This is a genomic window from Nocardia acidivorans NBRC 108247, assembly GCF_001625085.1.
GTDB classification, from domain to species: Bacteria; Actinomycetota; Actinomycetes; order Mycobacteriales; family Mycobacteriaceae; genus Nocardia; species Nocardia acidivorans.
The window spans coordinates 47,753-67,027 of record NZ_BDAW01000014.1 but is presented as its reverse complement, the minus strand read 5'-3'; the positions used below and the strand labels follow the sequence as shown (position 1 = coordinate 67,027).

Here is a 19,275-nt window from a genome sequence, read left to right as displayed (position 1 = left end):
GATCGGTTCAAGCAAGGGTCGGAGGAGTTCCATGACGGCGGGACCGCGTGCTCGATTGATCGCGAGCACCATCGCGACGGTGCAGGAACACGGCGTGCACGCGGCGGGACTGAGTGAACTGCTCAAGCGCAGCAATGCCTCACGCAATTCGCTCTATCAGCACTTCCCCTCGGGCAAGGGCGAACTGGTGGAGACGGCGGCGAAAATCGTGTCCCGGGTGGTGTACCAGCACGTCAGCCGGATGGCCGATGCCCTGCCCGGCGCACCCTCGGCTGAACGGTGGCTGGACGATCTGCTCGCCTTCTGGCGCGTGGGACTGGAGACCAGCGATTACCGCGCCGGATCCTTCATGATGGCCGCGGCGCTGGACGAACTCGATCCGTCGGTGCAGTCCACGGCCGGGCAGGCCTTCGCCGAATGGACGGCCCGGCTCGCGGACGGACTCGTCGCGGCGGGCATCGAACGCGCCACGGCGTCTTCGCTCTCCGGACTGTTGCTGTCGGTGATCGAGGGCGCGATCGTGCAGAGCCGCGCGCTCAAATCCGGTCATCCCTTCGATGACGCGCGCATTCAACTCGCGGTGCTGCTACGCCATCATCTGAAGGCGGATTAGCGGACCGCCCGCGCCAGCCAAAGACGCAGCGGGCCACGCAGATCCGCCAGACTGGCGGGCGTCCCGGCCTCGAGGCCGAGCAGTGCGCGATGACCGTGCAGGCGATCGAAGAGCAGGCCCTCGAGCAGACTGATCACATCGTGTGCGGCCTGCCCGGGATCGGCGGCGCCGAGGTCCGCCATCAGCGCGGTCGCGGCGGGCAGCGAGAAGAGGCAGACCGCGAGCTCGGTCCGGAGCGTCTGGTCCCCGGCGGTATCGGCGGCCAGGGCATAGCGCGCGAGCGCGTCCCGCCGGCGCGCGCCCAGCAGCAGATCCACCTGCCCGGCCATCAGCTCGGCCGCGGCATCGATCGACGGTGGGGCCCAAGCCCGCCGATCACCCGAGTCCAGCGCGACCCGGAAGGCCGCCCGCGAGGTGGCCGCGAGATGAATCACCGCCGCCCGCAACAGCTCCTGCCGAGTCCGGTAGTAGTACGAGGTCGATCCCCGTGCGATGCCGAGCAGGTCGTCGATGGCGTGATGGGTAATGGCCCGATTACCGCCCGCCGCCGCCAGATCCAGCGCCGCCCCGCAGATCGCCGCGCGCCGCCCGGACTTGTCAAGGGCGGCGGTCGGCTGCACGCCCGGACTTCCCGCGCCGGTGCCACGTGCCATCGCGCGGTGCCCCTTCCTCTGCGATGCCGCCGGAGCGCGGCCTCCACCTGTATAGAGGATGGGGCACTCCGCGTGCTATGCGGTGCGCCATCGCCGCGGTTCGAGCCTGCCCAATCCGCCGGCGGCGGGCACCCATCGCCCCGGCGACCAGCCGTTCCCGGCCCACTGCACGCGATTCACCCAGCTGGCCTGCGGGACCGGGACCGCCCTGCCCGCATCCCGATCCATCTCCAGCACGCTGGACGAGGCGACCAGATAGGGCGCGCCGGTGACCGAATCGGGTTCGGGCACCCGGTCGCAGAGTTGGCCCGCGGCGAGTTCCAGGTCCGCGGCCACCACCGTGCCGATGGGTAGCAGTCCGACGCGGTCCGCCTCGACGGCGACCGCGACCACCGTCCACTGCCGGTAGGGGTCACCGATGTCGTCCTCGATGAGCAGACGATCCGATCTCGTACTGCCGCCGGTGTTTTCGCTACTGTTCATCACGACCCCTGGGCGGATCCGAACCGAACCGGGCAGCTCCGATCTTATAGCGACAGTACGTCGTGCAATGTAAAATTCTTTGCCGCACAAGTAAACTCATGGAATTCCAGCCAACTTCCCACCGGTCGGTATTCGATGCTCGCGATACGGAAACATCCCGCGCCATCGACCGCGCCGTCGCCGCGATCACGGCCTGCTCCAGCCCTATACCCACCATTGGGTGAACTCCCATTCGATAATGGAGTAGTGAAAGCCTGTACGACTCCGAACGCGAGGCTCGAGCAGGCGTAGACTCGGAATTACTTTCGCGCCGAGTTCCTTAGCGTCGCTCGGGATTTCGCGCGATCAACCCAGGAGATCGAAATGTCCGACCCTGGAGTGTCCCACCCGGGTGCGCCGGAGCCGCCGCCCACCGGAACCGATTCGAAGACAAATTTCCCCACGGGGACGGCAACTTTCGCCGAATCCAGCGAGCGACTGGTGCGCCAGTTGTTCGACATCGGCGTGGAGTTGCGCGAGCTGCGGGCGGTTTTCCACCGCAGAGAATCGAGTCCGGCTCAGGTACGTGCCGCCGGAGTCGCGGTGTCCGAGGCTATCGTGGAGCTGGATCTGCTCATCCATGACGCCAGCCGCGTCATGCTCGCGATCGCCGGGGACCGGTTCGTGGGGACCGAACTGCGGATCAGCCACACCGCATCGCGGAAACGCCTGCACTGACGCACCGCTCGAAGCCGCGCCCCGGGTTCTGTTCGTACACAGGCAAGCACGATTGCAATTTCGGAAGTACATTGCGCCGCTCCGAGTTTCGCGTCAACAGCAGGGGATTTCCTGCCGTGCGCAGATCGACCACCGGGGTCCGGAGCGTATCGACGTGCTGTTCGCATTCTACCCCCGGCGCTCCCGCGAGGCATCCACAATGAACCCTCGGCGCGAGCCGGAGCTCACTTGCGGACCCGGTGCGCGAGGATGGTCTCGAGTTGGATCTCCCGGTCCACCAGCGCACGCGAGACATCGGCCAGCCGCTGATTGGTATCGCGGGCGTATTTGCGCATCGCCCCGAACGCAGCATCCATATCGAGCCGGGCGCGTTCGGCGAGCATGCCCTTCGCCTGTTCGATGACGACGCGGCTGTTCAGCGCGGCATTGAGCTGATCGTTCACGGTCATCGAATCGGCCAGGATGCGGGCGTGCACGATGCCGATGGTCGCGAAGTCCGCCAGCGCCTGCCCGATGCGCACATCGTCCATACCGAGCGCGTCCGCGCGCGTGGTGAACAGATTCAAGGCCCCGATGCGATCGTTGCGCAGCCGCAGCGGCAGCGCGCAGACACCGTGGAAACCCTCCTGGGCAGCGCGCTCGGCGAATGCGGGCCAGCGCTGCGTACCGCGCTCGAGATCAGCGACCAGCACCTGCTCCCCGGTCCGGTACGCCTCGAGACAGGGTCCGGCGGCGGACTCCACCTGGAGCAACTCCAGCAGCCGGGTCTCCTCGGAAGTCGAGGCGAAGACCTGGAGTTCGCCGTGCGCGTCCGCCAGCAGCAGGCCGGCGGCATCGGCGGGCAGCAGATCGACGCTGGTGTCGACGAGCTCCTGGGTCAGCTCGACCGGGTCGTAGTCCACGACCAGGGTGTCCACCATCCGCACCAGCGCGGTGGTCAGCGCTCGGTCTCGACCTGCCATCCTGCACTCACCTCTTCTCTCTTCGATCCTATGGGCCGATTCGTCCGCACGCGTCGGCGCTAGGACACCGGTTCCGGGTCGGGGTCGTGTTCGGACGGAAAGCGCAATCGGCGCGCGACAACGGCGGCGGCGATCTCGGCGAGGGTCGCTCCGGTGGCGAAGGCATGTCCGACCAGCCTCGCATAGGCGACGGCCGCGGTCGAATCCAGTTGTACGGCAACCATTCCGGTCGCCTGGTGGATCTGGCGCGCGGAAACGGACTGCTCCCACCACGGTCCCAGCGCGAGCCCATTGAGGTCGTGGATGCCATTGCGCGGGGACGGGGTCAGGGCGGCCAGCAGCACGGTGGTGATCACATCGGCGATGCGGACGGCATCGGTATAGGACTGGACATCGTCGAGAAGGGCGTCCGCATCGATCAGGTCGAGGAACCCGACTCGGATCGCGCCCAGGCGCAGGGGAACCGAGCAGATGGATCCGAGTGACTCGGGCAGCCGATCCCACTGTGCCAGCAGCGGCCAGCGACCACCGGCCACGGCACGCCCGAAGTCCGGTACGCGCACCGGACTGCCCGCCCCATGCGCCTCCGGGCCGGGACCCTCGCCCACCACGGCCTCGGCATCGGCGAGCCGGATGGCAGCGCCGCCCACCGCACCGAGCACCTCCCACCGGTTGTCCGGCATGGCGAGAGTGAGTGCTGCCTCGTCGACCGGCAGTACCCGAATGACAGCGGCGCACAGGCGCTCTCCGTGCACGGGCGCGGAATCGGCATCCGAGCCGAGTTCGCGCAGGGTGGCCAAGAATCGGGAGACGGCGGTGTGCGTCGGGTTCACGCGGACTCACCGGGGACACGCCCGCTGTCTACCATCGCCCGCTCCCGTCCGCGTTCCCGCATCACAGCGGCTGAACCGTGGTGTACTCGCGCCACTTTAGGTCAGTCGCGGCGAACCATCGGGGACGTTCGGGCGGACGCCGCTCAGAGCCCCGCCCTACGGCGCTGGGTGGCGTGCCAGCGTTGCGGGTCGAGCAGGCGCAGACCGCCCTCGGCGGGCACCCATTCGGTGGCGTTCCAGACGTCCTCGCCCCAGTGCATGCGATTGACCCAGGTCAGCTGCGGCACGGTGATCACCCGACCGACGCGCATATCCACCTCCAGCGTGCACGGCGACGCGACCAGGTAATGCGCGCCGGGTCTGCCATCGGGTGCGGGCAGCCGATCACGGACCTGCGCGGCGGCCAGGTCCAGATCGGCGGCCATCACCATGCCGATGGGCAGCAGACCGACGCGGTCGGCATCGAGGACGACGGCCACCACGGTCCACTGCCGGAAATCGTCTCCCCCGGCGTTCTCGGAATTCGAATCACCGGAATTCGCGGTGCCGTGCATCACGCCCCCTCAGGGCAGGCTCGATCAAGCATGTCGAACCGCCGGGGTCTGGAGCGGTACAGTCCGGGCACCGGAGCCGTTGGTATTCCACGGGTCGGGTCGGACCGAACCGAAACCAGTCTATCGCGGTAGTATGTGGGCCGACGTAAAACTCGTTGCCGCACAAACAAACTCACCCCACACCGGTCGGTATGCGCTGAGATATCGCAGACCGCCGCCGCGCGCATCCGAATCGCGGTCGATACACCACGACCGATCCGGCCGCGGCCCGGGAGGCCATTGGATTGTTCGGCAGTCGACGCGATAACTTGGACAGGTGATGAAGGATTCCGTAACCACGATGGCAGGAGCATGGCGGGCGGGTGACGGCACCGCGGTGCCGTTCCGGGAGGCAACCGTGGCGTGGGCGCTGGCAGCGCATGCCGAGTTGGCCGAAACCGCAACCGGGTATGGACATTTCGTCACCGTGAACGAGCTGGCCGAACGCGTGCAGGAAGTGTCCGGCGTGCACACCAAGGCCCCGACGCGCACCTGGATGGACGCCATTCTGCGCAAGGTGGCGCGGCGCTGTCACGGCGCGGGCGAACCGCCGCTGTCGGCGCTGTGCGTGCGGCAGAACCACACCGTGGGCGATGCCTATAAATATGTGCTCGAATTGGCGGGGCTGCCGATTCCGGAGGATCTGGAATTGCACGCCGCCTATGCCCGTTGGCAGTGCTACCAGTTCTACGGGGCCGCGATTCCGGCCGATGGCGGTGTGCCGCCGCTCACTCCGAAGGTGGCGGCCAAGCGTCGAATGACAATCGCCACACCGCAGTCCGAGCCCAAGCCGGAACCGGTGCGTGAGGCGCTGTGTCAGGAGTGTTTCATCCAGTTGCCCGCGAACGGGATCTGCTACTTCTGCGCCTAGTTCGAACGTCGCTGCGCCGGTTAGGGATTCGGATCGCTGCCGGGCAGCGGTTCCGGCATCTCCTCGAGCGCGGCGATCTGCAGGTGAATGAAGGCGGCAATGCGATGCCTTGCCGCCGCCGGTAGTCGCGCGATATCGGCCGCTTTCAGGGGATTCTCACCCAGCGGCGGTTGCGGCGGCTCGGCGTCCGCCGCGGGAGGTGACTCCGCCCCGGGCTCCCCGGGCACCACCTCGAGATGAGGACGCTGAGCAGACGCCGGATCATCTGGCTCATCCGGGTCGGCGGCGACGGCTGATCGCACCATGTCGTGACCATAACCCGTTCCCGCGTGGCGTGTGAGGCGTTGGCGCACTTGAGCCTTCGCGGCACGCCGGAGGGGAACGCCCGGTAGGAGAACCGGTGTTACGCGGGGCGACCAGCGATGCTGTAGAGGTCTCGAGCCGGTCCGGTGAGGCGCTGCCCCTTGGGCCAGACCGCGCGCAGATCCCGCTCGAGATCCAGACCGGTCACTTCGGGGGACACCAGCGTGCCCTCGGCGAGCTCACCCGCCACCGCGAGCGAACTCAGCACCGCCGGTCCGACGCCCTCGGCCACCGCGGTCTTGATGGCGGTGGTGGAGGACAGCTCGAGCACCACGCTCGGCCGCCACTCCGGCACAACGCGAGTCATAGCCCGTTCGAAGGAGATTCGGGTGCCCGAGCCGGGTTCGCGATAGATCAGCGGGGTGCGCGCCAGCTCCTCGGCGGTGATGGCCCGCCCGCGTGCCCAGCGGTGCCCCGGCGGCACCACCACGACCAGGCGGTCCCGCGCCACGATATGGGTCTCCAACTCCCCGGGCACCACCGGACTCTCCACGAATCCGATGCCCGCGCGCCCGTCCAGCACCGCCCGGGCCACCTCCGCGGAATTCCCGGACTCGAGGGCCAGGGCCATCTCCGGCATCCGGGTTCGCAGCGCCATCAGCCATTTCGGGAACAGATACTCCGCGACTGTCTGGCTGGCGGCCACCCGCAATCGCGAATCCCGCTGCTCGCGCAGGGTCTCGATGCCCGCGTCCAGGCGCGCGGCCGCCTCCACCACATCGCGCGCCCACTCCGCGATCAATGCCCCCGCCGCCGTGGCCCGGGATCCCAGGGTGGTCCGCTCCAGTACCGGCACCCCGACCAGCTGCTCCAGGTATCGAATCCGCGAACTGGCCGATGGCTGGCTGATCCCGTGCGCCTTGGCCGCGCGGCCCAGACTGCCCAACTCGATCACCGACAGCAGCAGGTCCAGCGCGGCGAGGTCGGGCACCCGGGGGGACAGTGGCATAGACCCACCCTATGCCTGCGGCTAATCCACCGCTACGAACGGGCACCGAGCCACTCCCCCAGCATGGTCGCGGTCTCGGAGATCACCCCGTCGACATCCAGGCCCGCCGGTGGTTGCAGCGCGATCCGCAGACTGGCGGCCAACCCGGCATTGACCATGACGAACGCCTTGATATCGAGCTCGTCATCGGGCAGCGGACCCAGCTGTTGCAGCAGATAGGCACGGGTCAACAGCAGCAGTCTGCGCTCCAGGCCGCCGAATCCGATTCCCTCGACGGTGGCGTCGGCGGCCAGCGCGCGCACCAGATGCCGGCGGTCGACCAGTGCGCCCATAATGATCCGCAAGCTGGTGGCTACCGATTCGCGGACCGGTAGGCCGAGGCTGCCGATCACCGCGGCGGTGAAACACTCCTCGAGTTCGGCGAGCAGGCGGGCACGCAGGACCTCGGCGATGGCGGCCTTGTCGTCGAAGTACCGGTAGAGCGCTCCGATGCTCATATGCGCGTGCGCGGCAATACGATTCGTGGAGACCTCGGCCATGCCGTGCGCACTGAAAAGCTGAGCGGCGGAGTCGAGAATCCGCTCCCGGGTCTCCCTGGCCCGCGCCTGGCTCGGCTTATGTCGCTGGGCAGCGCGTGTTTCAGGCATCGTCGATCCCTACCGCGGAAGTGAGTAGTAAGCGAGCACCAGCTCACTTTACGCTCGGGACATGACTCGCGAGAAGGTTCCGGCGGCCATCGAAACCGGTGCGCCGGACCGAATTCCGACCGAATTCCGATACTGGGAGCGCCGCGACGATCCCCGGGTACAGCGCCTGCGGCGGATCTGGCGCGGCGTGTTCGGCTTCGATCCCCAACCCGACGACGATCTGGTGCGCCGCTTCGCCGCCGCCTACTACGAGGCCGACCCCGTCGCCGAAGCCTTCGTCGACGAGGTGTACCTGGGCGCACTCGGGCCGAAGGCGGGCCGGGCCATGTTGGATCGGGCACTGGCGCACGGCATCGACTCGGTTCCGGAAGCACCGCCCACCCTGATCCGGCTGTTCCAGGAGTTCGAGACGCCCCCGCCGTGGCTGGACCCGGAACTGGTCACCACCGGCGCCCGGGTGTTCCGCCGCTGGGGCACTTCGGTTTTCAGCTTCGCCACCACCAGCACCCTGGAGATGTACTCGGAGAGCTCGATCGCCAAACCGCTGTCGTACGCCGGCGGTTACGCCGGGGACAAGGCGCATAAACGGCAGTTGGAGACCGTGCGCTTCTGGATCGACGTATCGGATCCGGGCGGTCTGGAACCCGGCGCGCGCGGCAGGCAGACCGCCATGCGGGTGCGCATCATGCACGTCTTCATTCGCCGCAAACTCATGCGGCGGCCCGAATGGGATACCGCCGCCTGGGGTGTGCCGATCAGCGTCGGCGACGCCACCCTCACCCTGATGGGCGGCAGTGTGGTGCCGGGACTGGCGCTGTGGAGCGTGGGCCATCAGACCACGATCCGGGAAATCGAAGCGACGCTGCACTTCTGGCGCTACGTCGGTCACCTGCTGGGTGTGCAGCCGCCGTGGTATCCGCGCGATTTCCGGGAGTCGGTGCGGCTCATGTTCGCAGCCTTCGTCAAGCGCGCCCACACGGCGGGCGCGGATGGCGAGGAGTTGGTGGAGTCCTATCTGCCCGCCTTCGCACCGAAGCCGAATACCCCGTGGCCCAAACGTGTTCGGGACGAATTCAACTACCGGATCCAGATCGGCTACACCGGATTCTGGCTGCCACCGGCGACCTATGCCCGGCACCGGATGCCGCGCAGATTCCCCTGGGTGCTGCATCCGATCGCGCAGGCACCCCTGGTCTTCGGCGCGGAAACCCTGCGCCGCACCGTCCCCGGTCTGGACACGGTCGCCGACCGGGTGCAACGCCATCGCCGGGAGCGCTGGTATCGCAATGAGGTCGGCGACCGGGACGCGGAGTTCGAGCCGGTGCAGGAGTTCCGGCGTTAGCTGCTGGACGCGCCCGCGAACGGAATCGAGGCGGGTGCGGACGGACGGCGAGTGGGATGCTGCCACAGGCCCTTTCGCTCCAGGATGGGCAGCACGCCCTCACCGAACCAGTACGCCTCCTCCAGGTGCGGGTAGCCCGAGAGCACGAAGTGCTTGATGCCGACCTTGGCGTATTCGAGCAGTCGTTCGGCGACCTCTTCGTGCGAGCCGACCAGTGCCGTGCCCGCGCCGCCGCGCACCAGACCGACGCCCGCCCACAGGTTGGGGGCGATCTCGAGGCGATCTACGCTGCCGCCGTGCAACTCCGACATACGGCGCTGGCCCTCGGATTCGCTGCGTCCCAGCGCGGCCTGCACGCGTTCGATATCGGCGGGGTCGATACCGGCGAGCAGCTTGTCCGCGACCGCCCACGCCTCCTCCGAGGTATCGCGGGTGATGACATGAATCCGCAAGCCGTAGTCCAGCTTTCGGCCGTAATCCACCGCGAGCCCGCGAATCCACTCCAGTTTGCGGCTCACCGCCAGCACCGGCTCACCCCAGGTGAGATAGGTGTCGGCGTACTGCGCGGCGACCGGTCCGGCCGGTGCGGAGGAGCCGCCGAAGAAGATCGGCGGAATCGGATCGGGATGATTGGACAGCAGTGCGTTCTCGACCCGGAGGTGTTCGCCCGCGAAGGAGAACGGTTCGTGTGACTGCCACAGCGATTTGACCACGTGCAGGAATTCCCCGGTGCGCGCGTACCGGGCCTCCTTGTCCGCGAAGTCGCCGAAGGCCGCCTGTTCGGCCGGTTCGCCGCCGGTCACCACATTCAGGAGCAGTCGTCCCCGCGAATGCCGCTGGAAGGTGCCCGCCATCTGCGCGGCCAGGGTGGGGCTCATCAGTCCGGGCCGCAGCGCGACAAGGAATTTCAGCGATTCGGTGGTCCCCGCCAGCATGGCGGTGGTGAGCCAGGCGTCCTCGCACCAGGAGCCGGTGGGCGTGAGCACCGCCTCGAAACCGTTCGTCTCCGAGGCCGCCGCGATCTGATTCAGATAGTGCAGCGAGGCCGGGCGGTCACCGGACATGGGCGTACCGTGCCCGCCGACGACCAGGCCGCGCGAATCCCCGGAGGTGGGCAGGAACCAATGGAAAGACAGGCTCATTCGATGTCCTCAGGAGTTGAAGCGGTCATTGAAACGGGTGTCGACGAAATCGGTGATGTTCACCTTGCCGGGGATGAGATTCGCGGCGGTGAAGGCATCGGCCACGGACTGCTCCTCGGCAATGGTCGCGTCGTCGAGCGGATGATGCTGGTAGGAAGCGCGTTTCACCGCGACCAGGGTGACGTCGTAGGGCACGCCGGTGATCTCGGCCGACTGCTTGGCCCAGGTCTCCGGATTCGACTTGATCCAGGCGTGCGCGCGCTGGATGCGGGTCAGCAGATCGCGCAGCGCCGCCGAACTTGCCTTGTTGGCAAGGGTTTTGGTGCCCGCCACGTAGAAGGCGTCACCGCGGATGTACCCCTCGCCGGTCACCAGCGGCCGATTGCCGTCCTTTTCCGCCTGCGCCACATAGGGGTCCCACACCGCCCAGGCATCCACCCGGCCGGTGGACAGCGCCGCCAGCGCATCGGCGGGCTGTAGGTACTGCGGTTCGATATCGGCGAAGGTGAGGCCGTTCTTGGCCAGCACGCTCAGCAGATGCTGATGCGCCGAACTGCCCTTGGTGACCGCGATCTTCTTGCCGCGCAAGTCCTTCGGATCTTTCAGCGTGGAATCCTTGGGCACCAGGATCGCCTGTCCGGTGAGCCCGCTGGAGTAGCTGGCGACAATCTTGATCTGCGATTTGGCGGCCGCCGCGAAGACCGGCGGGGCATTGCCGACACCACCCAGATCCACCGATCCGGCATTGATGGCCTCGAGAATCGGCGGTCCGGCGGTGAAGGTGGACCATTCCAGGTTGTAGGGCAGGTTCTTACCCTCACCGGATACCTCGAGCAGGGCCTGTAGCGCCTGCCCCTTCTGATCGCCGATGTGCAGGGTCACCTGCGAAAGATCCACGGAGCCATCCGCGTTCACGCCCTTGGTGTTGTCGTCGCCGCTCCCGCAGGCCGCGGTCGCCAGGGCTGCGGTGACCGCGAGGGCGGCGAAGAGGCGTCGGGTGATCATGTGGTTCCTTCCGGGGTCACGCCGAGTTCGGCGAGCAGACTCGCACGCAGGGCGAGGAATTCGGGGTGTTCGCGGCGGCGAGGGCGCGGCAGCTCGATGCGCAGTTCCCGCGCGATGCGGCCATCGGCCAGCACCAGGGCGCGATCGGCGAGCAGCAGCGCCTCGTCCACATCGTGGGTGACCAGCAGGACGCCGGGCCGATGTCTGGCCCACAGCTCCAGCACCAGATTGTGAATGGTGATGCGGGTCAGGGCATCCAGGGCGCTGAAGGGTTCGTCGAGCAGCAGCAGATCCGGTTCCCGGACCAGGGCGCGGGCCAGCGACGCGCGCTGGGCCTCACCGCCGGACAGGGTGAGCGGCCAGGCATCGGCGCGGTCGCTGAGCCCGACCTCGGCCAGGGCGGCGCGGGCCGCCTCCTTCGGATTCGCCTGTCGCAGCCCGAGGGTCAGATTCGCCAGCACCCGCTTCCACGGCACCAGTCGCGGCTCCTGGAAGGCGACGGCCACCGCACCGGGGACGGTGAGCTCGCCCGCCGTCTCGCCGTCGAGTCCGGCCAGTGCGCGCAGCAGCGTCGATTTCCCGGAGCCGCTGCGGCCGAGCAGGGCCACGAATTCACCGCGCCGAATATCCAGATCGATGCCGTGCAGCACGCGCCGCTCGCCGAAGTCCTTGACCAGACCGCGTACTCGCGCGGCGGGGAGTGCCGTTTCGGGCGCGGTCGCCGCGGGCGGGGTCACCGTGCCAGGAAGCCGCGTCGCCATACCAGGGCCCTCCTCTCGATGAGCCGGACGAACGCGTCGGTGAGCAGGCCGAGCACGCTGTAGACGAGCAGGCCGACCACGATCACGTCGGTGCGCAGGAATTCGCGCGCGTTGTTGATCAGATAGCCGAGCCCGGCATCGGCATTCACCTGCTCGGCGACGATCAGCGCCAGCCAGGCCACACCGAGCGATTGGCGCAGGCCGACCAGCACCTGCGGCAGCGCGCCCGGCAGCACGATATGCCGGATGAGCGCGGCCCGTCCGAGCTGTTGCACCTGCGCGACCTCGGCGAGTTTGCCGTCCACGCTGCGAATGCCGGCGAAGGTATTGAGGTACAGCGGAATCGCCACACCGAAGGCCACCAGCACGATCTTGGGCAGTTCACCGATCCCGAACCACAGGATGAACAGCGGGATCAGCCCGTAGAACGGCAGGGTGCGCAGCATCTGCAGAATGGGGTCGAGCAGGCTCTCGCCCACCCGGCTCAATCCGGCAGCCAGCGCCAGCGCGATACCGGCGACCGCGCCGATGGCGAAGCCGAACGCCGCGCGTTGCAACGACACGGTCAGGGCATCGATGAGGGTGCCGTCGGCGATCAGGTCACCGGCCGTTTTCACCACGGTGACCGGCGAGGCCAGCAGTCGTTCGGACAGCACACCGGTGGCCGAGGCGAGCTGCCACAGCACCACCAGCAGTACCGGACTGATCAACCGGACCCAGGAAATCGGCACGCTCGGCAGGCGTACCAGGCGTGGCCGGGCGGCAAAGGGCCTGGCCTGCACGGCAACTGAAGACACGACAAGCACCTCGGGCATTGGGGGGACGGGGACCGGGCGACCGAGCCCTCCGATCGCCTCGTTCGAGACTGCCGCCCCGCGCACGGCTCGTCACCGGTTGGAATCCGTGTGATTCTTTGATCACCGGATCCACTGACTGCCACAATGGATTCGCGAGCAGGAGCCGAGGGGCGCAATGACCAGTCCGCATCACCCGCTCACCGTCGGATCCCGGTTCGGCCCGTACCGGCTGGACAGGTTGATCGGGCGCGGCGGGATGGGCGAGGTGTATCAGGGCTACGACACCGTCAAGGACCGGACCGTCGCCATCAAGGTGCTGCCCGCGCGCCTGGCGCAGGACCCGGTGTATCGGCAGCGGTTTCAACGCGAGTCGCATGCGGCGGCACGGCTGCGCGAGGCGCATGTCATTCCGATCCACGACTACGGCGAGATCGACGGGCATCTGTTCATCGATATGCGCCTGGTCGACGGTGAGAGTCTGCGAGAGTTGTTGCGGCGCAGCGGTTCCCTCACCGCCGAGCGCACGGTGGAGATTGTCGGCCAGGTCGCCGCCGCATTGGACGCCGCGCATGCCGACGGGCTGCTGCACCGGGATGTCAAGCCGGACAACATCCTCATCACCCACGCGGGCTTCGCCTATCTGGTGGACTTCGGAATAGCCCAGTCCGCCACCGATTCCACGCTCACCGGGGATGGTTCGGCGGTGGGCTCCTACGGGTACATGGCCCCCGAACGCTTCGCCTCCCGGGAGCTGACGCCCGCCGCGGATGTCTACGCGTTGGCCTGTGTGCTGTTCGAATGCCTCACCGGGACAAGGCCGTTCATCGGCGATACCGATCCCCAGATCATGCGCGCGCACCTGTTCGATCCGGTACCGCGCCCGAGTCAGGTCCGGCCCACGGTGTCGGCCGCGTTCGATACCGTGGTCGCGCGGGGCATGGCCAAGAATCCGGCCAAACGCACCGCGAGCGCGGGTGCTTTGGCGGCGGCCGCACGGGCGGCGCTCACCACACCCGCCGAAGCGGGCGAGCTCACCCTCGATGACCAGACGCAAACCGCTGCGCCGGTACAGGATTCGCCGGTACAGGATTCGACGGACGAGCCGACCGCAGTGAGCGATGTGCCGGACGACACCGGACCCGCGACACCTCCGGGCGGTCCCGAACCGCACGCCGTGACCGGGTCCGAGGCGGCGCGGCATCGGGGCGGACCCCGGCGGATCGCTGCCCTGGCCGCCGTCATCGCCCTGGTGGCGGCACTCGGTTTCATGGGATGGGCGCTCGCTCGACCATTTCGCGCGGGCCATCCGATCCCCGACGCTTCGGCGCTGACCAAGGACGATGTCGATCTGCTGGCCTTCACCCAGCGCCCCGCCTTCAATCGGGCGAACTGCGTGCACGAGGATCCCGACGAGTACAGCATCGCCATCCTGTCCTGCGGAATCGATTACGACGCGGGCAATCCCGGAGTCCGGCTGTGGCGCTTTCGAGATGCCGACAAATTACACGAGTACTACACCTCGGTCCTGGATGTCACCCAGCTCACCGCCTGCCCGGGCGATCCGCCGGGGCAGGACGCGCCCTCCACCCGCGATGGCAAGGAGGTGGGCCGCCGGGCCTGCTACACCAATACCACGATCGGTCCCGCGCCCAAACCCGCCTTCATCGTCACCAATGAGGAGATTCCGGCCATGGCCATGTACCTCTGGGACGATGTGGCCGATCAGCCGATCCGCGATTGGGAAGCGCTGCGCGAGGATTGGCAGTTCCGGGCCGCCGACAATGCGCGCGATCCGGATGACTTCTCCCCCGCCGACCGCGCCATCTTCGCCAATGTCGGCCAGGAATGGCAGGCGGGCAATTGCCGCCATGCCGAATTGCCCTCGGGTTCGGCGGCGAACGCCTCGGTGGAGTGCGTGAACGCGAACGGCTATCCGCTCTCGGCCTTCATCGGTTTCGCGGATCGGACCAAGGCGACGCTGCTGTATCAACAGGATCTGACACTGTTGAAGGGTCATGCCTGCGGCGGGGGCGATCAACCGGACAGCGTGTGGCGGCAGAAGGGCACGCTGGTCGGGCGCTTCTACTGCTACGCGGACCCGAGTGAACCGGGCCGCCAGTGCATTCTGTCGCTACCGGACGAATTCCATACCGCGGGCATCTTCTGCACCCTGCCGCCGGACGATCCGCACCTGGGCCCGAAAGACGAACAGCAGCTGCTGGAGTGGTTCCTGCGCAAACTCGGCTGAGCACGCCGGGATAAGTGATGCCGGGCTCCCTCCGCAGCTGGGAGCCCGGCATCGGGTCGGCACCGGTGTGGGCGGTGACGACGTTCTTGGGGTGCGCCGCTAGTGGGCGTCGCGCACGATCTCCACCGCGCGGGTGAGGATGCCGAGACCGTGGCCGATCTCGTCCTCGGTGGCGGTGAGCGGGGGCAGCAGTTTCACGACCTCGTCCGTGGAGCCCGAGGTCTCCACCAGCAGACCGAGTTCGAAGGCGATCCGGCAGACTTTCGCGGCCTGGGACGCCTCGTCGAACACCAGCCCGTGCACCATGCCGCGACCGCGGGTGGAGATGCCCTGGAAATCGGTGGTCAGCGTGGTGAGGTGCTGCCGGATCCGCTCCCCTTTGGCCAGGGTGTCCAGCTCCATGCGGTTGTCGGACCAGTAGTGGGTCAGTGCGACCTCACCGGTGATGAAGGCGGCGTTATTGCCCCGGAAGGTGCCATTGTGCTCACCCGGGGACCACTGGTCCAGATCCGGCTTCATGAGCACCAGGGCCATCGGAAGTCCGTAGCCGCCAATGGATTTCGATAGCGTGACGATATCCGGGTTGATGCCCGCGACCTCGAAGGAGAAGAACGGTCCGGTGCGGCCGCAGCCCATCTGCACATCATCGACGATGAGCAGGATCCCGCGCGCGGAACACAAATCGGCGAGCGCGCGCAGCCATTCGGCGCGGGCGACATTCACCCCGCCCTCACCCTGCACGGTCTCCACGATGACGGCGGCGGGCTTGTCCAGGCCCGAGGAGCTGTCATCGAGTACCCGGCGCATCCAGGCGAGTTCGTCCAGCCCGTCGAGATACCCGTCGTAGGGCATCGGGGTGGCGTGCACCAGCGGGACGCCCGCCCCGGCGCGCTTGGCGGCATTGCCGGTGACCGACAGCGCGCCCAGCGTCATACCGTGGAAAGCGTTGGTGAAGTTCAGGATCGAGGTGCGCCCGGTGATCTTGCGCGCCAGCTTCAGCGCGGCCTCGACGGCATTGGCGCCGGTCGGTCCCGGGAACTGCACCTTGTACTCCAGCCCGCGCGGGACGAGCAGCACGTCCCGAATGGTCTCCAGCAGGCGGCGTTTGGCCACGGTCGACATATCCAGGCCGTGGGTGATGCCGTCGTTCATCAGATAGTCGATGAGCGCCCGCTTGAGCACGGGATTGTTATGCCCGTAGTTCAGCGATCCGGCCCCGGCGAAGAAGTCCAGGTACTCCTTGCCGTTCTCATCGGTGAGCCAGGAGCCGCGCGCGGTCTCGAAGACCGTGGGCCAGGATCGGCAGTAACCGCGCACGTTGGATTCGAGGGTCTCGAAAACAGTCGTCTCGGCCACGGTCATCGATCGTCCTAGCGTCGGAGCAAAGTGAAACAGGGATGTTTCTACCATTGACCGATACCGCGGCGGAGGGTTTTCGGTTAATCCGGGCAAACGGCCACGAAGTGACAGCCGTCTCGTCCGGATACCCGCGAGCATAACGCGCACGCCGAACCCGCGCGCACCCCTCTCGCCCGACAGACCACCCCGGCGACCCGCACACCCACCACCCCGTCGCGCCGGGATGACCGGGGTCGCTGGAAAACCGCTGTGGACGAAGCACATTGCCGGTCTCGCGGCATCGGGTAATGTGAAACTCTTGTGCGTGCCGACGTGGGTGTTTACTGGCAACTGGTGCGAGCCGGATTTCGCAGGCAGTCGCACTATCGTCTGGCCATGGTCGCGGGACTCATCACCAATCTGGTATTCGGGTTCGTGCGGGCGGCGGTGCTGACCGCGGCGGTGCACGCCGACAACGGGTTCGGCGGCTACACCACAGGCACCATCGGCGCGTACATCTGGCTGTCGCAGGGGCTGCTCGGGGCCATCGCGTTCTGGACGCTGCCCGATATCGTGGAGCGAATTCGCACCGGCGATGTGGCCATCGACTTCCTGCGGCCGATCGATATCCAATTCGCGCACCTGGCCGAATATCTGGGGCGCGCCACCTACTCGCTACTGCCGCGCGGACTGCCCAGCCTGCTCGTCGGCACGCTCACCTTCGGACTGGCTCTGCCCGATACCGCCGGGCCCTATGTGCTCGGGGTGATCAGCCTGGCGGCGGCCATCGCACTGTCGTTCCTGTCCATGTTCGCGGTCTGCCTGGCCGGATTCTGGATGGTGGACACCCGCGGCCTGCGCGCGCTGCACATGATCTGCGGAACCTTCCTCGCCGGATTGTTCGCACCGTTGCATCTGTTCCCGGACTGGTTGCGCGCCATCGCCTATGCCACCCCGTTCCCTTCCATGTTGCAGTGGCCGATCGATGTCATCTCCGGGCGCACCACCGGGATGGCGGCGGTGGGAATCGTCGTGGCGCAATGCCTCTGGCTCGGCGTGCTGGTCGCGCTCGGACAGCTGATACTGCGCGCGGGCCGCCGCAAACTGGAGGTGCAGGGTGGGTGAGAGACCGGTACCCCGCCCCTCGGCCTTCGCGCCCTACCGCGCCGTCCTGGCCTCCCGGCTGCGCGCACAACGTTCCTATCCCCTGTCGTTCGCCACGGATGTGTTCAGCGCCTTCCTGATCGGGCTCGTCGAATTCGCCGAGATGTGGGTGATCTTCCACAATGTGCCGCGCCTGGGCGGACTCGATCTCGACGGCATGCTGCTGCTGTTCGGTATGAGCAATACCAGCTTCGCGGTGGCGGACATGCTGGTCGGGCACGCCGATACGCTGCCCACCTATATCCGGATGGGCAGACTCGACGCCTTCTATCTGCGCCCGCAACCACTGCTGCTGCAACTCATGACCAGCGATATCGCACTGCGCCGGGTGGCGCGCATCGCGGTCGCGGGCACCGTGCTCGGCTTCGGCCTGGTCCGCAATGACATCGACTGGAGCGCGGCGCATCTCGCGCTCTTCGCGATCACCCTCTGCTCGGGTGTGGCCATTTTCGCCGGACTCTTCGTCACCGCCGCCGGGGTGCAGTTCTTCCTCATCGACGGCTCCGAACTGACCAATGCCTTCACCTACGGCGGCTCCTACGCCTCCATGCAACCGGCCTCGGTCTTCCCCACCCCGATGAAACTGGTCTTCGGCTTCCTGATTCCGGTCGCGTTCAGTTCCTATCTGCCCGCCATCGCACTGCTGGACCTGCCCGGCCCGGCCCTGCTGCCGAATTGGCTGGCCTGGGCGTCCCCGCTGGCGGCGCTGTGGGTCTGGGTACTCGCTCTGTATTCCTGGCGGCTCGGCACCAGGCACTATCAAGGAGGCGGCGGGTGACCGATCCCATTATCGATATCGCCGGGCTGACAAGGACTTTCGTCCTACGGCGCAGGGACGGGCGCTGGCGCGGGCGGCGCGAGGTGCTGACCGCGGTGGACGATATGAGCTTCACCGTCGAACCCGGCGCGGCCGTGGGATACATCGGCGCGAACGGCGCGGGCAAATCCACCACCATCAAAATGATCACCGGCATTCTGGTGCCCTCCGCCGGGCGACTGCGCACCTGCGGCCTGGACCCGGTGCGCCGGCGCCGCGAACTGGCCGGGCGCATCGGGGTGGTGTTCGGGCAGCGCTCGCAGCTGTGGTGGGATCTGCCGCTGCGCGAATCGTTCTCGATCCTGTCGGCCATTCACCGGCTGGAGCCCGGCGCGGCGCGGCGGCGCACCACCGAACTGGTGGAGCAGTTGGAGATGGGCAGCACCCTGGACACCCCGGTGCGCCAGCTCTCGCTCGGACAGCGCATGCGCGCGGAGGTGGCGGCGGCGCTGCTGCACTCACCGGAGCTGGTCATTCTGGATGAGCCGACCATCGGCCTGGATGTGCTGTCCAAACAGCGATTACGCGAATTCCTGCGCCATGAGCGCAGCAGCCGGGGCACCACCCTGCTGCTCACCACGCACGATATGGGCGATATCGAGCGACTCTGCGAGCGGGTGCTGGTGGTGGATCAGGGCAAACTGGTCTACGACGGATCCCTCACCGGACTGGCCGCCACCGTCGGCGCGCACCGGGTGCTCACCGTCGATCTGGCCGAGCCCACCGCGGATCTCACCGATCTGCCGGGCGCGAAACTGCTCGACAGTGAGGGCGGCGGCATCCGCCAGCGGCTCGCCTTCGATACCGAGAGCACCACGGCCGCACAACTGCTCGCGGCGGTCTCGGCACGGGCGGAGGTGCGGGACCTGTCCATCGAGGAACCCGACATCGAGGATGTGGTGCGCCGCATCTACGAGGCCGCGGCGCACCCGCTCTCCTGAGCGCGTCGATGTGCTGCCGTTGTTCACCCCGTTGCC

21 protein-coding genes are annotated in these 19,275 nt (G+C 67.5%); 8 read left to right on the top strand and 13 right to left on the bottom strand.

The features are described 5' to 3' along the window. Positions 1–31 precede the first annotated feature (31 nt). Positions 32–613, top strand: a complete 582-nt coding sequence (locus NA10_RS08540; RefSeq protein ID WP_067565627.1) for a TetR/AcrR family transcriptional regulator — start codon at positions 32–34, stop codon at positions 611–613. Here NA10_RS08540 and NA10_RS08535 read toward each other — a convergent pair. Both NA10_RS08535 and NA10_RS08530 read right to left on the bottom strand, forming a co-directional pair. Beyond that, on the bottom strand, positions 610–1,266 hold the full coding sequence (locus NA10_RS08535) for a TetR/AcrR family transcriptional regulator (protein WP_245677099.1): 657 nt from the start codon (positions 1,264–1,266) through the stop codon (positions 610–612). The two genes, NA10_RS08540 and NA10_RS08535, sit on opposite strands and share 4 nt — an antisense overlap. A gap of 75 nt (positions 1,267–1,341) precedes the next feature. Beyond that, a complete protein-coding gene (locus NA10_RS08530; RefSeq protein WP_067565624.1) occupies positions 1,342–1,749 on the bottom strand; it encodes a hypothetical protein in 408 nt (135 codons plus the stop codon). A 363-nt stretch (positions 1,750–2,112) separates the two neighbouring features. Here NA10_RS08530 and NA10_RS08525 point away from each other — a divergent pair, with 363 nt between their 5' ends. Then, positions 2,113–2,466 (top strand): hypothetical protein, encoded by a 354-nt coding sequence (locus NA10_RS08525; RefSeq protein ID WP_157556225.1) that lies wholly within the window; start codon positions 2,113–2,115, stop codon positions 2,464–2,466. A 224-nt stretch (positions 2,467–2,690) separates the two neighbouring features. Here the strand turns inward: NA10_RS08525 and NA10_RS08520 are convergent, their stop codons facing one another. From NA10_RS08520 to NA10_RS08510, 3 genes are all read right to left on the bottom strand, one after another. Continuing rightward, on the bottom strand, positions 2,691–3,428 hold the full coding sequence (locus tag NA10_RS08520; protein ID WP_067565617.1) for a GAF and ANTAR domain-containing protein: 738 nt from the start codon (positions 3,426–3,428) through the stop codon (positions 2,691–2,693). A gap of 59 nt (positions 3,429–3,487) precedes the next feature. Continuing rightward, entirely contained in the window at positions 3,488–4,261 is a 774-nt protein-coding gene (locus NA10_RS08515) for an ANTAR domain-containing protein (protein ID WP_067565614.1), read from the bottom strand. A gap of 143 nt (positions 4,262–4,404) precedes the next feature. Continuing rightward, on the bottom strand, positions 4,405–4,815 hold the full coding sequence (locus NA10_RS08510) for a hypothetical protein (RefSeq protein WP_067565611.1): 411 nt from the start codon (positions 4,813–4,815) through the stop codon (positions 4,405–4,407). 340 nt (positions 4,816–5,155) lie between these two features. On the opposite strand from NA10_RS08510, the gene NA10_RS08505 reads away from it, so the two are divergent. After that, entirely contained in the window at positions 5,156–5,725 is a 570-nt protein-coding gene (locus NA10_RS08505; RefSeq protein ID WP_169812549.1) for a hypothetical protein, read from the top strand. 20 nt (positions 5,726–5,745) lie between these two features. Here the strand turns inward: NA10_RS08505 and NA10_RS08500 are convergent, their stop codons facing one another. The 3 genes from NA10_RS08500 to NA10_RS08490 form a co-directional block, all read right to left on the bottom strand. After that, complete coding sequence (locus tag NA10_RS08500) at positions 5,746–6,030, bottom strand: hypothetical protein (protein ID WP_157556223.1); 285 nt, start codon at positions 6,028–6,030, stop codon at positions 5,746–5,748. Between the two features lie 98 nt (positions 6,031–6,128). After that, complete coding sequence (locus NA10_RS08495) at positions 6,129–7,037, bottom strand: LysR family transcriptional regulator (protein WP_067565605.1); 909 nt, start codon at positions 7,035–7,037, stop codon at positions 6,129–6,131. 32 nt (positions 7,038–7,069) lie between these two features. Beyond that, complete coding sequence (locus NA10_RS08490; RefSeq protein ID WP_067565603.1) at positions 7,070–7,684, bottom strand: TetR/AcrR family transcriptional regulator; 615 nt, start codon at positions 7,682–7,684, stop codon at positions 7,070–7,072. A gap of 61 nt (positions 7,685–7,745) precedes the next feature. Between NA10_RS08490 and NA10_RS08485 the strand changes: the two genes are divergently transcribed. Beyond that, on the top strand, positions 7,746–9,026 hold the full coding sequence (locus NA10_RS08485; RefSeq protein WP_067565600.1) for an oxygenase MpaB family protein: 1,281 nt from the start codon (positions 7,746–7,748) through the stop codon (positions 9,024–9,026). Here the strand turns inward: NA10_RS08485 and NA10_RS08480 are convergent. The 4 genes from NA10_RS08480 to NA10_RS08465 are packed head-to-tail and all read right to left on the bottom strand — an operon-like array spanning position 9,023 to position 12,749. Next, on the bottom strand, positions 9,023–10,168 hold the full coding sequence (locus NA10_RS08480; protein WP_067565597.1) for an LLM class flavin-dependent oxidoreductase: 1,146 nt from the start codon (positions 10,166–10,168) through the stop codon (positions 9,023–9,025). The two genes, NA10_RS08485 and NA10_RS08480, sit on opposite strands and share 4 nt — an antisense overlap. A 9-nt stretch (positions 10,169–10,177) precedes the next feature. After that, positions 10,178–11,173 carry an ABC transporter substrate-binding protein gene (locus tag NA10_RS08475; RefSeq protein WP_174562488.1) on the bottom strand — a complete coding sequence of 332 codons (996 nt, stop codon included), beginning with the start codon at positions 11,171–11,173 and terminating at the stop codon, positions 10,178–10,180. Continuing rightward, positions 11,170–11,934, bottom strand: coding sequence for an ABC transporter ATP-binding protein (locus tag NA10_RS08470; RefSeq protein ID WP_067565594.1), 765 nt, complete (start codon positions 11,932–11,934; stop codon positions 11,170–11,172). Before NA10_RS08470 ends, NA10_RS08475 begins: the two co-directional genes overlap by 4 nt. Next, positions 11,907–12,749, bottom strand: a complete 843-nt coding sequence (locus NA10_RS08465) for an ABC transporter permease (protein ID WP_084514433.1) — start codon at positions 12,747–12,749, stop codon at positions 11,907–11,909. The genes NA10_RS08470 and NA10_RS08465 overlap by 28 nt, the downstream gene beginning before the upstream one ends. Before the next feature lie 157 nt (positions 12,750–12,906). Between NA10_RS08465 and NA10_RS38120 the strand changes: the two genes are divergently transcribed. Further along, positions 12,907–14,979: a serine/threonine-protein kinase gene (locus NA10_RS38120; protein ID WP_067565588.1), complete on the top strand. Its 2,073-nt coding sequence runs from the start codon at positions 12,907–12,909 to the stop codon at positions 14,977–14,979. 99 nt (positions 14,980–15,078) lie between these two features. Here the strand turns inward: NA10_RS38120 and ectB are convergent, their stop codons facing one another. Then, the gene (ectB, locus tag NA10_RS08455) at positions 15,079–16,341 is read right to left on the bottom strand and encodes a diaminobutyrate--2-oxoglutarate transaminase (RefSeq protein WP_067565586.1); all 1,263 of its coding nucleotides are present in this window, start codon (positions 16,339–16,341) and stop codon (positions 15,079–15,081) included. A 372-nt stretch (positions 16,342–16,713) separates the two neighbouring features. Here ectB and NA10_RS08450 point away from each other — a divergent pair, with 372 nt between their 5' ends. From NA10_RS08450 to NA10_RS08440, 3 genes are all read left to right on the top strand, one after another. Then, on the top strand, positions 16,714–17,442 hold the full coding sequence (locus tag NA10_RS08450; protein ID WP_084514455.1) for an ABC transporter permease: 729 nt from the start codon (positions 16,714–16,716) through the stop codon (positions 17,440–17,442). Beyond that, positions 17,435–18,259, top strand: coding sequence for an ABC transporter permease (locus NA10_RS08445; RefSeq protein WP_067565580.1), 825 nt, complete (start codon positions 17,435–17,437; stop codon positions 18,257–18,259). Before NA10_RS08450 ends, NA10_RS08445 begins: the two co-directional genes overlap by 8 nt. A gap of 104 nt (positions 18,260–18,363) precedes the next feature. Beyond that, a complete protein-coding gene (locus NA10_RS08440) occupies positions 18,364–19,239 on the top strand; it encodes an ABC transporter ATP-binding protein (protein WP_245677111.1) in 876 nt (291 codons plus the stop codon). The last annotated feature ends 36 nt before the right edge of the window (positions 19,240–19,275 follow it).

What these genes read in the sequence shown, in the direction of transcription:
- NA10_RS08525 (WP_157556225.1), top strand. Translation starts at nt 2,113, where the DNA reads ATGTCCGACCCTGGAGTGTCCCACCCGGGTGCGCCGGAGCCGCCGCCC.
- NA10_RS08465 (WP_084514433.1), bottom strand. Translation starts at nt 12,749, where the DNA reads ATGCCCGAGGTGCTTGTCGTGTCTTCAGTTGCCGTGCAGGCCAGGCCC.
- NA10_RS08530 (WP_067565624.1), bottom strand. Translation starts at nt 1,749, where the DNA reads ATGAACAGTAGCGAAAACACCGGCGGCAGTACGAGATCGGATCGTCTG.
- NA10_RS08490 (WP_067565603.1), bottom strand. Translation starts at nt 7,684, where the DNA reads ATGCCTGAAACACGCGCTGCCCAGCGACATAAGCCGAGCCAGGCGCGG.
- NA10_RS38120 (WP_067565588.1), top strand. Translation starts at nt 12,907, where the DNA reads ATGACCAGTCCGCATCACCCGCTCACCGTCGGATCCCGGTTCGGCCCG.
- NA10_RS08470 (WP_067565594.1), bottom strand. Translation starts at nt 11,934, where the DNA reads ATGGCGACGCGGCTTCCTGGCACGGTGACCCCGCCCGCGGCGACCGCG.
- NA10_RS08485 (WP_067565600.1), top strand. Translation starts at nt 7,746, where the DNA reads ATGACTCGCGAGAAGGTTCCGGCGGCCATCGAAACCGGTGCGCCGGAC.
- NA10_RS08500 (WP_157556223.1), bottom strand. Translation starts at nt 6,030, where the DNA reads ATGGTGCGATCAGCCGTCGCCGCCGACCCGGATGAGCCAGATGATCCG.
- ectB (WP_067565586.1), bottom strand. Translation starts at nt 16,341, where the DNA reads ATGACCGTGGCCGAGACGACTGTTTTCGAGACCCTCGAATCCAACGTG.
- NA10_RS08450 (WP_084514455.1), top strand. Translation starts at nt 16,714, where the DNA reads ATGGTCGCGGGACTCATCACCAATCTGGTATTCGGGTTCGTGCGGGCG.
- NA10_RS08480 (WP_067565597.1), bottom strand. Translation starts at nt 10,168, where the DNA reads ATGAGCCTGTCTTTCCATTGGTTCCTGCCCACCTCCGGGGATTCGCGC.
- NA10_RS08510 (WP_067565611.1), bottom strand. Translation starts at nt 4,815, where the DNA reads ATGCACGGCACCGCGAATTCCGGTGATTCGAATTCCGAGAACGCCGGG.
- NA10_RS08495 (WP_067565605.1), bottom strand. Translation starts at nt 7,037, where the DNA reads ATGCCACTGTCCCCCCGGGTGCCCGACCTCGCCGCGCTGGACCTGCTG.
- NA10_RS08440 (WP_245677111.1), top strand. Translation starts at nt 18,364, where the DNA reads ATGAGCTTCACCGTCGAACCCGGCGCGGCCGTGGGATACATCGGCGCG.
- NA10_RS08520 (WP_067565617.1), bottom strand. Translation starts at nt 3,428, where the DNA reads ATGGCAGGTCGAGACCGAGCGCTGACCACCGCGCTGGTGCGGATGGTG.
- NA10_RS08540 (WP_067565627.1), top strand. Translation starts at nt 32, where the DNA reads ATGACGGCGGGACCGCGTGCTCGATTGATCGCGAGCACCATCGCGACG.
- NA10_RS08535 (WP_245677099.1), bottom strand. Translation starts at nt 1,266, where the DNA reads ATGGCACGTGGCACCGGCGCGGGAAGTCCGGGCGTGCAGCCGACCGCC.
- NA10_RS08505 (WP_169812549.1), top strand. Translation starts at nt 5,156, where the DNA reads ATGGCAGGAGCATGGCGGGCGGGTGACGGCACCGCGGTGCCGTTCCGG.
- NA10_RS08475 (WP_174562488.1), bottom strand. Translation starts at nt 11,173, where the DNA reads ATGATCACCCGACGCCTCTTCGCCGCCCTCGCGGTCACCGCAGCCCTG.